This is a genomic window from Mycobacterium sp. 3-98, from assembly GCF_035918355.1.
GTDB lineage: Bacteria > Actinomycetota > Actinomycetes > Mycobacteriales > Mycobacteriaceae > Mycobacterium > Mycobacterium intracellulare.
The window spans coordinates 2,465,908-2,478,930 of sequence record NZ_CP142360.1 but is presented as its reverse complement, the minus strand read 5'-3'; the positions used below and the strand labels follow the sequence as shown (position 1 = coordinate 2,478,930).

The 13,023-nt window shown below is 68.4% G+C and carries 12 protein-coding genes; 6 read left to right on the top strand and 6 right to left on the bottom strand.

All coding sequences use genetic code 11. From position 1 onward, the window contains the following. The first annotated feature begins 12 nt into the window (after window positions 1-12). The 6 genes from tal to QGN30_RS12250 are packed head-to-tail and all read left to right on the top strand — an operon-like array spanning window position 13 to window position 5,725. The gene (gene tal, locus QGN30_RS12275) at window positions 13-1,134 is read left to right on the top strand and encodes a transaldolase (RefSeq protein ID WP_009955767.1); all 1,122 of its coding nucleotides are present in this window, start codon (window positions 13-15) and stop codon (window positions 1,132-1,134) included. Next, window positions 1,131-2,675: a glucose-6-phosphate dehydrogenase gene (gene zwf / locus QGN30_RS12270; protein WP_009955768.1), complete on the top strand. Its 1,545-nt coding sequence runs from the start codon at window positions 1,131-1,133 to the stop codon at window positions 2,673-2,675. Before tal ends, zwf begins: the two co-directional genes overlap by 4 nt. Further along, window positions 2,675-3,586, top strand: a complete 912-nt coding sequence (opcA, locus tag QGN30_RS12265; RefSeq protein ID WP_008258116.1) for a glucose-6-phosphate dehydrogenase assembly protein OpcA — start codon at window positions 2,675-2,677, stop codon at window positions 3,584-3,586. Before zwf ends, opcA begins: the two co-directional genes overlap by 1 nt. After that, a complete protein-coding gene (pgl, locus tag QGN30_RS12260) occupies window positions 3,583-4,338 on the top strand; it encodes a 6-phosphogluconolactonase (RefSeq protein WP_009955770.1) in 756 nt (251 codons plus the stop codon). The genes opcA and pgl overlap by 4 nt, the downstream gene beginning before the upstream one ends. A 45-nt stretch (window positions 4,339-4,383) precedes the next feature. Beyond that, window positions 4,384-4,782 carry a hypothetical protein gene (locus QGN30_RS12255; protein ID WP_009955772.1) on the top strand — a complete coding sequence of 133 codons (399 nt, stop codon included), beginning with the start codon at window positions 4,384-4,386 and terminating at the stop codon, window positions 4,780-4,782. Between the two features lie 13 nt (window positions 4,783-4,795). After that, entirely contained in the window at window positions 4,796-5,725 is a 930-nt protein-coding gene (locus QGN30_RS12250) for a histone deacetylase family protein (protein WP_014380459.1), read from the top strand. Window positions 5,726-5,739: 14 nt separating this feature from the next. On the opposite strand, the gene QGN30_RS12245 is transcribed toward QGN30_RS12250, so the two are convergent. The 6 genes from QGN30_RS12245 to gap all read right to left on the bottom strand — a co-directional run bounded on the left by QGN30_RS12245 (window position 5,740) and on the right by gap (window position 13,016). Continuing rightward, window positions 5,740-6,729 carry an aldo/keto reductase gene (locus QGN30_RS12245; RefSeq protein WP_009951912.1) on the bottom strand — a complete coding sequence of 330 codons (990 nt, stop codon included), beginning with the start codon at window positions 6,727-6,729 and terminating at the stop codon, window positions 5,740-5,742. Window positions 6,730-6,859: 130 nt separating this feature from the next. Continuing rightward, on the bottom strand, window positions 6,860-9,673 hold the full coding sequence (ppc, locus tag QGN30_RS12240; RefSeq protein WP_248923138.1) for a phosphoenolpyruvate carboxylase: 2,814 nt from the start codon (window positions 9,671-9,673) through the stop codon (window positions 6,860-6,862). Window positions 9,674-9,711: 38 nt separating this feature from the next. After that, the gene (gene secG, locus QGN30_RS12235) at window positions 9,712-9,945 is read right to left on the bottom strand and encodes a preprotein translocase subunit SecG (RefSeq protein WP_008258126.1); all 234 of its coding nucleotides are present in this window, start codon (window positions 9,943-9,945) and stop codon (window positions 9,712-9,714) included. Window positions 9,946-9,975: 30 nt separating this feature from the next. After that, entirely contained in the window at window positions 9,976-10,761 is a 786-nt protein-coding gene (gene tpiA, locus QGN30_RS12230) for a triose-phosphate isomerase (RefSeq protein ID WP_014382829.1), read from the bottom strand. Then, window positions 10,758-11,993: a phosphoglycerate kinase gene (locus tag QGN30_RS12225; RefSeq protein WP_014380462.1), complete on the bottom strand. Its 1,236-nt coding sequence runs from the start codon at window positions 11,991-11,993 to the stop codon at window positions 10,758-10,760. The genes tpiA and QGN30_RS12225 overlap by 4 nt, the downstream gene beginning before the upstream one ends. 3 nt (window positions 11,994-11,996) lie before the next feature. Next, window positions 11,997-13,016, bottom strand: a complete 1,020-nt coding sequence (gene gap / locus QGN30_RS12220) for a type I glyceraldehyde-3-phosphate dehydrogenase (protein ID WP_009951905.1) — start codon at window positions 13,014-13,016, stop codon at window positions 11,997-11,999. Window positions 13,017-13,023: the final 7 nt, after the last annotated feature.

Sequence of the window (13,023 nt, the reverse complement as noted above, 5' to 3'; positions counted from 1 at the left end):
AGGGTAATTCACATGACCGCTCAGAACCCTAACCTCGCGGCGCTGAGCGCCGCGGGCGTTTCCGTGTGGCTCGACGACCTGTCGCGGGAGCGGCTTCGGTCGGGGAACCTGCAGGAGCTCATCGACACCAAGAGCGTCGTCGGCGTGACCACCAACCCGTCGATCTTCCAGAAGGCGTTCGCCGAGGGCGATGCCTACGACAGCCAGATCGCCGAGCTCGCCGAGCGCGGCGCCGACGTCGACGCCACCATCCGCACCGTCACCACCGACGACGTGCGCAACGCGTGCGACGTGTTGACGCGCGAGTGGGAGAACTCCGACGGCGTCGACGGCCGGGTGTCCATCGAGGTCGACCCCCGGCTGGCGGGCGACACCGACAAGACCATCGCTCAGGCCGTCGAGCTGTGGAAGATCGTCGACCGGCCGAACCTGTTCATCAAGATCCCGGCGACCGAGGCCGGGATTCCGGCCATCACCGCCGTTCTGGCGGAAGGGATTTCGGTCAATGTCACGCTGATCTTCTCCGTCGAGCGGTACCGGGCCGTGATGGACGCCTACCTGGCCGGTATGGAGAAGGCCCGCGAAGGCGGACACGACCTGTCCAAGATCCATTCGGTGGCTTCGTTCTTCGTCTCCCGGGTGGACACCGAGGTCGACAAGCGGCTGGAGAAGATCGGGTCCGAGGACGCCAAGGCGCTGCTGGGCCAGGCCGGTGTGGCCAACGCCCGGCTGGCCTACGCGGCCTACCAGGAGGTGTTCGAAGGCGGCGAGCGTTACCAGGCGCTCAAGGCCCACGGGGCCCGGGTGCAGCGTCCGCTCTGGGCGTCGACCGGGGTCAAGAACCCCGACTACTCCGACACCCTCTATGTCACCGAACTGGTGGCGCCCAACACGGTGAACACCATGCCGGAGAAGACAATTGACGCGGTCGCCGATCACGGTGTGATCAAGGGCGACACCGTCACCGGCACCGCCGCGGACGCCCAGGCGGTATTCGACAAGCTGGACCAGATCGGCATCGATCTGAGCGACGTCTTCGTGGTGCTCGAAGACGAGGGGGTGGAGAAGTTCGTGGATTCGTGGACCGAGCTGCTGGAGGAAACGCAGAAGCAGCTGGGTTCCGCCTCCAAATGAGCCCAGCCCGCACCGCGCAACAATGGCATAACCCGTTACGGGACAAGCGCGACAAGCGCCTGCCGCGCATCGCCGGGCCGTGCGGGATGGTCATCTTCGGTGTCACCGGCGACCTGGCGCGCAAAAAGGTCATGCCGGCGATCTATGACCTGGCCAATCGCGGGCTTCTTCCGCCGAGCTTTTCGCTGGTGGGCTTCGCCCGCCGGGATTGGAGCACCCAGGATTTCGGCAAGGTGGTGTACGAGGCGGTCAAGGAACATTGCCGCACCCCCTTCCGGGAGGAGAACTGGGAGCGGCTGGCCGAGGGATTCCGTTTCGTGCCAGGCGCTTTCGACGACGACGAGGCGTTCGCCCGGCTGGCCGAGACACTGGACAAGCTGGACGCCGAGCGGGGAACCGGTGGCAACCACGCCTTCTACCTGGCCATCCCGCCCAAGTCCTTCCCGGTCGTGTGCGATCAGCTGCACAAGTCCGGCCTGGCCCGCCCGCAGGGCGAGCGGTGGAGCCGGGTGGTCATCGAGAAGCCGTTCGGCCACGACCTGGAGAGCGCGCAAGCGCTGAACCAGTCCGTCAACGCCGTCTTCCCCGAGGAGTCGGTCTTCCGGATCGACCACTACCTGGGCAAGGAGACGGTCCGCAACATCCTGGCGTTGCGGTTCGCCAATCAGCTGTTCGACCCGATCTGGAACGCGCACTACGTCGACCACGTGCAGATCACCATGGCCGAGGACATCGGCCTTGGCGGTCGGGCCGGCTATTACGACGGCATCGGCGCCGCGCGCGACGTCATCCAGAACCATCTGATGCAACTGCTGGCGCTCACCGCCATGGAGGAGCCGGTCAGCTTCAGCCCCAGGGCGTTGCAGGCCGAGAAGATCAAGGTGCTCTCGGCGACGCAGCTCGCCGAGCCGCTCGACGAGACCACCAGCCGCGGCCAGTACGCCGCGGGGTGGCAGGGCGGCGAGAAGGTCCTCGGGCTGCTCGACGAAGAGGGGTTCGCCAAGGACTCGACCACCGAGACGTTCGCGGCCATCACCCTCGAGGTGGACACCCGCCGCTGGGCGGGCGTGCCGTTCTACCTGCGAACCGGAAAACGGTTGGGCCGCAGGGTAACCGAGATCGCCCTGATCTTCAAGCGCGCACCGCACCTGCCGTTCGACGCGACCATGACCGACGAGCTGGGCACCAACGCCATGGTGATCCGCGTGCAGCCCGACGAGGGTGTCACGCTGCGGTTCGGCTCCAAGGTCCCCGGCACCGCGATGGAGGTCCGCGACGTCAACATGGACTTCTCCTACGGTTCGGCGTTCGCCGAGGAATCCCCGGAGGCCTACGAACAGTTGATCCTCGACGTGTTGCTGGGTGAGCCGTCGCTGTTTCCGGTCAATGAAGAGGTCGAATTGGCTTGGCAGATACTCGATCCCGTGTTGGATAACTGGGCGGCCGGTGGCAAGCCCGAGCCTTACGAGGCGGGCACCTGGGGCCCGGACTCCGCGTTCGAGATGCTGCACCGCACGGGCCGGGAATGGCGGCGGCCCTGATGATTATCGATATGCCGGACGCCACCACCACCGCGGTCAACAAGAAACTCGACGAACTCCGGGAGAGGGTCGGCGCCGTCGCGATGGGCCGGGTCCTGACGCTGATCATCGCGCCGGACAGCGAGGAGATCCTCGAGGAGTCGCTGCAGGCGGCCAACGACGCGAGCCACGAACACCCCAGCCGGATCATCGTCACGATGAGGGGAAATCCGTACGCGGACAAGCCCCGGTTGGACGCGCAGCTGCGCGCCGGTGGCGACACCGGCGCCAGCGAGGTCGTGGTGCTGCGGCTGTCGGGCGCGCTGTCCGGCCACGCGGCCAGCGTCGTCACCCCGTTCCTGCTCCCCGACATCCCGGTGGTGGCCTGGTGGCCCGACGTCGCGCCGGCGGTGCCCGCGCAGGATCCGTTGGGCCGGTTGGCGATTCGCCGCATCACCGACGCGACCAACGGGGTCGATCCGCTGGCGGCGATCAAGAGCCGGCTGCCGGGATACACCGCCGGTGACACCGACCTCGCCTGGGCGCGCATCACCTACTGGCGGGCGCTGCTGACCTCGGCCGTCGACTTGACGCCGCACGAGCCCATCGAGTCGGCGCTGGTGTCCGGCCTGGCCACCGAGCCGGCGCTCGACGTCCTGGCGGGGTGGCTGGCCAGCCGGATCGACGGCCCGGTGCGCAGGGCGGTCGGCGAGCTCAAGATCGAATTGACGCGCAGCAGCGAGACCATCGTGTTGAGCCGCCCGCAAGAAGGCAGGACGGCCACGCTGAGCCGGACGTCGCGGCCCGACGCGCTGCTTCCGTTGGCGCGCAGGGAAACCGGCGAGTGCCTCGCCGAAGACCTGCGCCGCCTGGATCCCGACGAGATTTACCAAACCGCGCTGGAAGGCATTGAGAAAGTGCAATACGTGTGAGCACCAGCATCGAAATCTTCCCGGACAGCCAGGCCCTGGTCGACGCCGCCGCGACGCGACTGACGGACACCATCGGGAAGGCGGTCGCGGCCCGCGGCCGCGCGCTCGTCGTGCTGACCGGCGGCGGCAACGGCATCGGGCTGTTGCGGTCGCTGGTGGACCGGCCGATCGAGTGGTCCAAGGTGCACCTGTTCTGGGGCGACGAACGCTACGTCCCCGAAGACGATGACGAGCGCAATGACAAGCAGGCGCGGGCCGCGTTGCTCGATCATGTCGACATCCCGTCCAGCCAGGTGCACCCGATGCCGGCCAGCGACGGCGAATTCGGCGGCGATCTGGCCGCGGCGGCGCTGGCCTACGAGCAACTGCTGGCGGCCAACGCCGCGCCCGGCCAGCCGGTGCCGAGCTTCGACGTGCACCTGCTGGGCATGGGCCCCGAGGGCCACATCAACTCGCTGTTCCCGGACACCCCGGCCGTGCTCGAAACCACCCGCATGGTGGTGTCGGTCGACGACTCCCCCAAGCCGCCGCCGCAACGAATCACCTTGACGCTGCCCGCGATTGCGCGGTCCCGCGAAGTCTGGTTGATGGTGTCGGGCGCCGGGAAGGCCGACGCGGCGGCCGCGGCCATCGGTGGCGCCGCGCCGGTGTCGGTGCCGGCCGCCGGGGCGATCGGTCAAGAGACCACGCTCTGGCTGCTCGACGAGGACGCCGCGTCGAAGCTGCCGTCGGATCCGTCCGGCGTGGCCTGACGCGATTCCCACCGTGGGGTCCCCGGCCGGCCCGTCCGGGTCATAATGGCGGTCATGGCAGACAGAACCGTGCGCGGGGGGCAAGAGCGAAGCCGGATCAAGACGCTCACCCAGGCCGCCTTGAACGCCGACAAGACGGTGGAGCAGGTCGAAGACGTCCTCGACGGTTTGAGCAACACCATGAAAGAGCTCAGCAGCTCCTTGTCGGCGCTGAACGCCACGGTGGAACGCCTGGAAGCCGGCCTCGATCACCTGGACGGCACCATGGCCAGCCTGGACGATCTGGCCAAGCGGCTGATCGTGCTGGTCGAGCCCGTGGAGGCCATCGTCGCGCGGATCGACGAGATGGTGAAGGTGGGCGAGACCATGATGTCGCCCCTGGCGATCACCGAGCACGCGGTGCGCGGTCTGCTGGACAGGCTGCGCAACCGGACCGCGGAGTAGGCCCCGACCCCTGATGGCCACGCTGCTGCTGCACCACTCCGCCTTCGCCGCGCATCGGACGGCCCCCGGGCACCCGGAGCGGCCGGACCGCTATCGCGCGGTGGAGGCGGCGCTGCGCCAGCCCCGGTTCGACGCGCTGGTGCGCGAGACGGCTGAGCCGGCCGAGCTTGCCGCGGCGCGCTACGTGCATTCCAACCGCTACGTGGACGCGCTCGAGGCGGCGCGCCCCGAGCACGGCTACGTCTATCTCGACGGCGGCGACACCATGATGGAGCCCTCGACGTGGGAGACGGCCTTGCGCGGGGTGGGCGCCACGCTGCGGGCGGTGGACCGGGTGCTGGCCGGCGACGTGCAGAACGCGTTCGTCGCGTGTCGGCCGCCGGGGCATCACGCCGAGTCCGAGCGCGCGATGGGCTTCTGCCTGTTCAACAACATCAGCATCGGCGCGCGGCACGCGCAGCGCAAACACGGGCTGATGCGCGTCGCCATCGTCGATTTCGACGTCCATCACGGCAACGGCACGCAGCAGATCTTCTACTCCGACCCGAGCGTGCTCTACGCGTCCACGCACCAGATGCCGCTGTTTCCCGGCACCGGCGCGGCGCGGGAAACCGGGGTCGGCAACATCTTCAACGCGCCGCTGGCGCCCGGCGACGGCGGCGCCGAACTGCGCGCCGCCTTCGCCGACCGGATACTGCCCGCGCTGCACGCCTTTTCACCCGAACTGATCATCGTGTCCGCCGGGTTCGACGCGCACGAGCGCGATCCGTTGGGCTCGCTGACCATGACGACCGACGACTTCGCCTGGGTCACCAGGGAATTGATGAAATCGGCGGAGATGCTGTGCGACGGCCGATTGGTGGCGGTGCTCGAAGGCGGTTATGACCTGCAAGCCCTGGCCGATTCGGTGACCGCGCACGTCGGCGAGCTGGTGAAGGGCTAGGCGCCCTCCCCTGGTCAGCTCGCCTTTTTCTCGTGCATCTCGGGGGCCGGGCCGCCGACCGGCGTCGCCGACTTCATGATGTCCTCGATCGCGGCCAGGTCCGCGTCGGTCAGCGTGACGTCGGCCGCACCGGCGCTGTCCTGCAGGTAGGTGACGTGCTGCGCGCCCATGATGGCGGTGTGCACGCCGGGTTGCGCGAGCGTCCAGGCGATGGCCAGCTGGCTCGTCGTGACGCCGAGATCGATAGCCAAATGGCTCAGGTCATCAACGACTTTGAGGTTACGCAGATAATCCTCGCCGGTGAAGATCGGACTCTTGCCGCGCCAGTCGCCGTCGGCAAAGCTGGTGTCTGGCTTCATGGTTCCCGTGAGCAGGCCGTGCGCCAGCGGTCCGTACACCATCACCCCGATGTCGTGGGCGTGGCAATAGGGCAGCAGGTCGGATTCGATGTCACGGCGGAACAGGTGGTATGGCGGCTGCACCGCTTCCACCGGAAGCGTGGCCGAAAGTTCCTCGATCTGGGTCGTGTCGTAGTTCGAGACACCGACGTGCCGAATCTTGCCCTCCGACACCAGTTCTGCGAGCGCTTCACCCGTCTCGGCCGCCGGAGTCGTGGGATCCGGCCAGTGGACCAGGTAGAGGTCGATGTAATCCACGCCCAGCGCGCGGAGGCTGGACTCGACACCGCTGCGCAGGTACTCGCGGCTGGCGTCGCGGACCAGTCCCGTGTCGGTTTTGCGCAACCCGCCTTTGGTGGCGATCACCAACTCGTCGCGGGCCCGCGCGAAATCGTCGCGCAGGGCCTTGCCGAGAATGCGCTCGGATTCCCCGAACCCGTATTGCTGGGCGGTATCGAAAAAGTTGATCCCCAGGTCACGAGCGCGTTGGATCATGGTGATCGCGGCGTCCTCGTCGGCTTGGCCCCAGTCGCTGCTGAACGCCCAGGTGCCGAAGGCCAACCGGGAAACCTCAAGCCCCGTCTTGCCGAATGTGATGGATTTCAAATGCCAACCTCCCCCGTTGGATGTTCGTCCCTGCGTGCGCGGCCCGCGCAGGCAAGCCACGACTCAACCATAACGACGCCGACACCGCGTGCCGCAACACCGGTGGTCAGCGCGGGAAGTACGCGCGTCGTCAGCCGCTGTTGCGCAACGCGCTCGCCAGCCCGTTCATCGTCAGCAATATCCCGCGCTGCACCAATTCGTCGTCGTCCCCGGAGCGGTAGCGGCGCAGCAACTCCACCTGGAGGTGGTTCAGGGGCTCGAGGTACGGGAAGCGGTTGAACACCGACCGCGCCAGCGCGGGGTTGTCGGCGAGCAGGTTGTCCTGCCCGGTGATGAGCTTGTGCATGGCGATGGTTCGGCCGTGCTCGTCGACGATCTTGTCGAAGACCCGGCGCCGTAATTCCTCGTCGTCGACCAATTCGGCGTAGCGGGCCGCCAGGCCGAGGTCGCTTTTGGCCAGCACCTGAGCCAGATTCGACAGCACGCTGCGGAAAAACGGCCAGCGCTGGTACAAGTCGTGCAGGATGCTCACCCGCTCGGCCTCGCTCTGCGGGCCCGCCGCGATCCACTGCTCGAATGCCGATCCGGTGCCGTACCAGCCGGGCAGCATGACCCGCGACTGGCTCCACGCCAGCACCCACGGGATGGCGCGCAGGTCCGAGATCGACTCGGTGGGTTTGCGGGACGTCGGCCGGCTGCCGATGTTCAGTGACCCGATCTCGCTGACCGGGGTGGAGGCCATGAAGTAGTCGACGAAACCCGGTGTGTCGTGCACCAATTCGGCGTAGGCCCGCTGGGCCAGCACGGCCACCTCGTCGAGCACCGCGTACGCCGGTTCCGCGGCGTCGCCCAGGCCCTCGACGTCCAGCAGCGTGGACTCCAGCGTGGCGGCCAGCAGGCTTTCCAGATTGCGTTGCGCCGCTTGCGGTTCGGCGTATTTGGCGGCGATCACCTCGCCCTGCTCGGTGAGCCGCAGCGAGCCGTTCACCGCGCCGGGCGGCTGCGCCAGGATCGCCTCGTAGCTCGGCCCGCCGCCACGCCCGACGGTGCCGCCGCGACCGTGGAAGAGCCGCAACCGGATTCCGGTTTTGCGCGCTTCCACCAGCGCCAGCTCGGCCCGGTACACCGCCCAGCTGGACGCCAAATACCCGCCGTCCTTGTTGGAGTCCGAGTAACCCAGCATCACTTCCTGGGTCTCGCCGCGCGCGGCCACCAGCGCCCGGTAGATCGGAAGTTCCAGTATCGCGTGCAGGATCGTCGCGCCGTTGTGCAGATCGTCGATGGTTTCGAACAGCGGGGAAATGCCCACGGGGCAGTAGGGTTCGGGACCGGACGCGTCGATCAGCCCCGCCTCTTTCAGCAGGATCGCGGCCTCGAGGACGTCGGAGACCGAACGGCACATCGAGATCACGTAGTTGGGGACGGCGGACGGTCCGTAGCGCTTGATGGCGTGCGCGGCGGCGCGCACCACACCCAGCTCGCCGCGGGCCAGGTCGGACAGCTGCGCGTCGTCGGCGACCAGCGGGCGGCGGGTGCCCAGCTCGGCCGCCAACAGCTCGACGCGCTCGTCTTCGGGCAGCGACCGGTAGTCCGGGTGCACGCCGGCCCACGCCAGCAGCTCGCAGATCACCTCTTCGTGCGCGTCGGAGTTCTGCCGCATGTCCAGGCCGCACAGGTGGAACCCGAAGACCCGCACGCCTTCTCGCAGCAGCGCCAGGCGGTCGTCGGCCAGCAGCGCGCTGCCGTGGCCGCGCAGCGACTCGTCGATGGTGTCGAGATCGGCCCCCAGTTCGGCCGGGGTTTCGTACGGCGGTAGCCCCAGATCCAGCACCTGCTGCGGTGTCCGGTCCAGGATCGCCGCGCTCGTCGCGCTGAGGCGGGCGCGGATCACCCGCACCGCCCGCCGGTACGGTTCGTCGGCGCGGGCCTTCTCCGCGCAGCCCCCGGCGAGTTCGGTCAGCGCGGGGGTGACCGAGACCAGGCGCGCCGACATCGACAGCTCCTGCTCCAGCGCGGTCAGCTCGGCCAGGTAGTGCGCCAGCGCGGTGAACGCGGCGCTGCCGGTGGCCTGGCGCACCACGTCGGCCGTCACGTTCGGATTGCCGTCGCGGTCCCCGCCGATCCAGGATCCCGGCTGCAGCATCGGCTCGTCGAACAGGTCGGCGTCGGGCCAGCGGGCGCGCAGGGCGTCGCGGACCTCGGCGTTGACCTGCGGGATCACCTTGAAGAACGCGGCGGCGTAGTAGCGCAGACCCACCTCGATCTCGTCGGTGATCTGCAGGCGGGACAGCCGGATCAGCGCGGTCTGCCACAGCGTGAGGACCTGGCGGCGCAACTCGAGTTCGATGTTGCGGCCGTCGTCGGTCTCGGCGTGCCCCTCGGCGTGCAGCCGCATCAGCTCGGTGATCCGGTGCTGGGTGACGAAGACGGTGCGTCGGCGGGTCTCGGTGGGGTGGGCGGTGATCACCGGAGCGACCACGGCGCCCTTCAACGCGTCGGCAACCGTGTCCGAATCGAGTTGTGCCTCATCGAGTTTGGCGTAGGTCGCGGCCAGGGTGCTGTCCGGCGGCGGTTCGCCGGCGGCGACGTGGACAGCGCGGCGGCGCTCGCGGTGGATGTCTTCGGCGACGTTGGCCAGCAGCGCGAAGTGACTGAACGCGCGGATGACCGGAATGGCCTGGTGGATGTCGATGCGAAAGAACATCCGGGCCAGCTCCGCCCGGTCGATTTCGGAGCGGCGCACCCGGAACGATTCCACTCGGGCGCGTTCGACGAGCTCGAACACCTCGCGCCCGTTCTGCTCGCGCACCGTGTCGCCCAGGATGGCGCCCAGCAGTCGGATGTCGGCCCGCATCGGCTCGGTCGCCTCGCGCCCCACCGGGGTGCGCTGGACGGCGCCGATCGGTTCCAGGGTGTCCTCGGGGGCTTCGGAGGCGTCAGCCATGCGTCCCAGTATCGGCGTGCCGCGGGGCGGTCAGGTCGTCAGTGGTACTTGATCAGCAGCGCCATGCCGATGATGCACACCAGCCAGATGCCGGTGATGAACAGCGTCAGGCGGTCCAGGTTCTTTTCCACCACGGTGGATCCGGACAGGCTCGATTGGACGCCACCGCCGAACAGCGTGGACAGGCCGCCACCCTTGGCGCGGTGCAGCAGCACCAGCAGCACCACCAGGATGCTGGTGACGACCAGGGTGATCTGCAAAGCCAACTGCATGACGGCCAGCCTACCGGTGCCTTGGCCGCATCACGGAAGAGGCCCACCGGCGGCGATGGCCGCCAGCGTGGCGAATTGCTCGCCGTCCAGCGACGCGCCGCCGACCAGGCCGCCGTCGATGTCGTCCTGGGCGACGAGCTCGCCGACGTTCTTGGCGTTGACCGAGCCGCCGTAGAGCACCCGCACCGAGTCGGCGACCTGGGGCGAGGCGAGCGACGCCAACTCCTTGCGGATCGCCGCGCACACCTCCTGGGCGTCGGCGGCGCTGGCCACCCGCCCGGTGCCGATCGCCCACACCGGCTCGTAGGCGATGACGACCTTGCCGATCTGTTCGGTGGACAGCCCGGCCAGCGACCCCCGCAGCTGCTCTTCGCAGTGGATGACGTGGTTTCCGGCCTCGCGCACCTCGAGGTGCTCGCCGATGCAGACGATCGGGGTCAGTTCGTGCTTGAGCGCCGCGGCGGTCTTGGCGGCGACGACGGCGTCGTCCTCGTGGTGGTAGGTCCTGCGCTCGGAGTGCCCGACGACGACGAACGTGCAGCCCAGCTTGGCCAGGAAGGCGCCGCTGATCTCGCCGGTGTAGGCGCCGGCGTCGTGCTGGGACAGGTCCTGCCCGCCGTAGGTCAGCCGCAGCTTGTCGCCGTCGACCAGGGTCTGCACGCTGCGCAGGTCGGTGAACGGCGGCAGCACCGTGACGTCGACCTTGTCGTAGTACTTGTCCGGCAGCGCGAACGCGATCTTTTGCACCAGCGCGATCGCCTCGAAGTGGTTGAGGTTCATCTTCCAGTTGCCGGCGATCAGTGGCTTGCGGCTCACGCTGCGCCTCCAGTCGGTTGCGGACGGTCCAGTACCTCGACACCCGGAAGCGTCTTGCCCTCAAGGTATTCCAGCGACGCTCCCCCACCGGTGGAGATGTGCGAGAAGTCGCCTTCCGGGATGCCCAGCGCGCGCACGGCCGCCGCCGAGTCCCCGCCGCCGACCACGCTGAAGGCGCCCTTGCCGGTCGCGGTGGCGATCGCTTCGGCGACGCCCTTGGTGCCCGCGGCGAACGCCGGGAACTCGAACACGCCCATCGGCCCGTTCCAGAAGACGGTCTCGGCGTTGGACAGCAAGGTGGCGAACCGTTTGACCGATCCGGGCCCGATGTCCAGACCCATCAGGTCGTCCGGGATGGCGTCGGCGGCGACGGTCTGCGGGGTCGCGTCGGCGGCGAACTTGTCGGCCACCACGATGTCCACCGGGAGCCGCAGCACGTCGACGTAGGTGTCCAGCAGCCGCCGGCAGGTGTCCACCATCTCGGTCTCCAGCAGTGACTTGCCGACGGAAAAGCCTTGCGCGGCAAGGAAAGTGAAGCACATGCCGCCGCCGATGACGATGCTGTCGGCCTTGGTGGCCAGCGACTCGATGACCCCGAGCTTGTCGGACACCTTCGACCCGCCGAGCACCACGGCGTAGGGGCGTTTGGTGGAGCTGGTCAGCTGCTGGAGCACCTGGATCTCCTCGGCCACCAGCGTGCCGGCGTAGTGCGGCAGCAGGGTCGCGATGTCGTACACGGACGCCTGCTTGCGATGCACCACGCCGAAGCCGTCGGAGACGAAAGCGCCTGTGGGCCCGACCAATTCGGCGAGCTGGCGGGCGAGGGCGAGCCGCTCGGCGTCGTCCTTGCTGGTCTCGCGGGCATCGAAGCGGATGTTCTCCAGTAGCAGGACGTCGCCGTCGGTCAGCCCCTCGGCGCGGGCCAGCGCGTCGGTGCCGACGACATCCCCGGCCAACTGCACGTGGCGGCCCAGCTGCTCGGAGAGCGCCGCGGCGACCGGCGCCAGCGACAGCTTCGGGTCCGGCCCGTCCTTGGGACGCCCGAGGTGCGCGGTGACCACCACCTTGGCGCCCGCCTCGACGAGCGCCTTCAGCGTCGGCACCGAGGCGGTGATGCGCCCGGGGTCGGTGATCTTGCCGTCATCGAGCGGCACGTTCAGGTCCGAGCGCACCAGCACGCCTCGGCCCGAAACCCCCTCGCCGAGAAGGTCTTTGAGCGTGTGGACGGCCACGGGTTACAGCGACTTGCCGACCAGGGCGACCAGGTCCACCAGGCGGTTGGAGTAGCCCCATTCGTTGTCGTACCAGGACACCACCTTGGCCTGGTCGTCGATCACCTTGGTCAACCCGGAATCGAAGATCGAGCTGTGCGGGTCGGTGACGATGTCGCTCGAGACGATCGGCGCGTCGTAGTACTTGAGGATGCCCTTCATCGGCCCCTCGGCGGCCGCCTTCATCGCCGCGTTGATCTCCTCGGCGGTGGCGGACTTCTTCAGCTCGGCGGTCAGGTCGGTGACCGAGCCGGTGGGGATCGGCACCCGCAGCGCGTAGCCGTCGAGCTTGCCCTTCAGCTCGGGCAGCACCAGGCCGATGGCCTTGGCGGCGCCGGTGGAGGTCGGCACGATGTTCAGGGCGGCGGCGCGGGCGCGGCGCAGGTCCTTGTGCGGGCCGTCCTGCAGGTTCTGGTCCTGGGTATAGGCGTGGATGGTGGTCATCAGGCCCTTGACGATGCCGAACTCGTCGTTGAGCACCTTGGCCAGCGGCCCCAGGCAGTTCGTGGTGCACGAGGCGTTGGAGATGATGTTCTGGCTGCCGTCGTACTTGTCGTCGTTGACGCCGAGCACGATGGTGATGTCCTCGTCGGTGGCCGGCGCGGAGATGATCACCTTCTTGGCGCCGGCGTCCAGGTGGCCCTTGGCCTTGGCGGCGTTGGTGAAGATGCCGGTTGACTCGACGACGACGTCGACGCCCAGGTCGCCCCAGGGCAGCGCCGCCGGGCCCTCCTTGACCTCCAGCGCCTTGATCTTGGCGTTGCCGACGACGATGGTGTCGTCACCCTCGAGGCTGACGTCGTGCGGCAGGCGGCCCAGGATGGAGTCGAATTTCAGCAGGTGCGCCAGGCTGGCGTTGTCGGTGAGGTCGTTGACCGCGACCACCTCGATGTCCGCGGTGCCTTGCTCCTGTTGAGCCAGCAAGGCCCGGTAGAAGTTCCGCCCGATTCGACCGAAGCCGTTGATACCTACTCGGACCGTCACTTGTCTC

What these genes read in the sequence shown, in the direction of transcription:
- ppc (WP_248923138.1), bottom strand. Translation starts at nt 9,673, where the DNA reads ATGGCTGACGCCTCCGAAGCCCCCGAGGACACCCTGGAACCGATCGGC.
- secG (WP_008258126.1), bottom strand. Translation starts at nt 9,945, where the DNA reads ATGCAGTTGGCTTTGCAGATCACCCTGGTCGTCACCAGCATCCTGGTG.
- zwf (WP_009955768.1), top strand. Translation starts at nt 1,131, where the DNA reads ATGAGCCCAGCCCGCACCGCGCAACAATGGCATAACCCGTTACGGGAC.
- QGN30_RS12255 (WP_009955772.1), top strand. Translation starts at nt 4,384, where the DNA reads ATGGCGGTCATGGCAGACAGAACCGTGCGCGGGGGGCAAGAGCGAAGC.
- tal (WP_009955767.1), top strand. Translation starts at nt 13, where the DNA reads ATGACCGCTCAGAACCCTAACCTCGCGGCGCTGAGCGCCGCGGGCGTT.
- opcA (WP_008258116.1), top strand. Translation starts at nt 2,675, where the DNA reads ATGATTATCGATATGCCGGACGCCACCACCACCGCGGTCAACAAGAAA.
- QGN30_RS12250 (WP_014380459.1), top strand. Translation starts at nt 4,796, where the DNA reads ATGGCCACGCTGCTGCTGCACCACTCCGCCTTCGCCGCGCATCGGACG.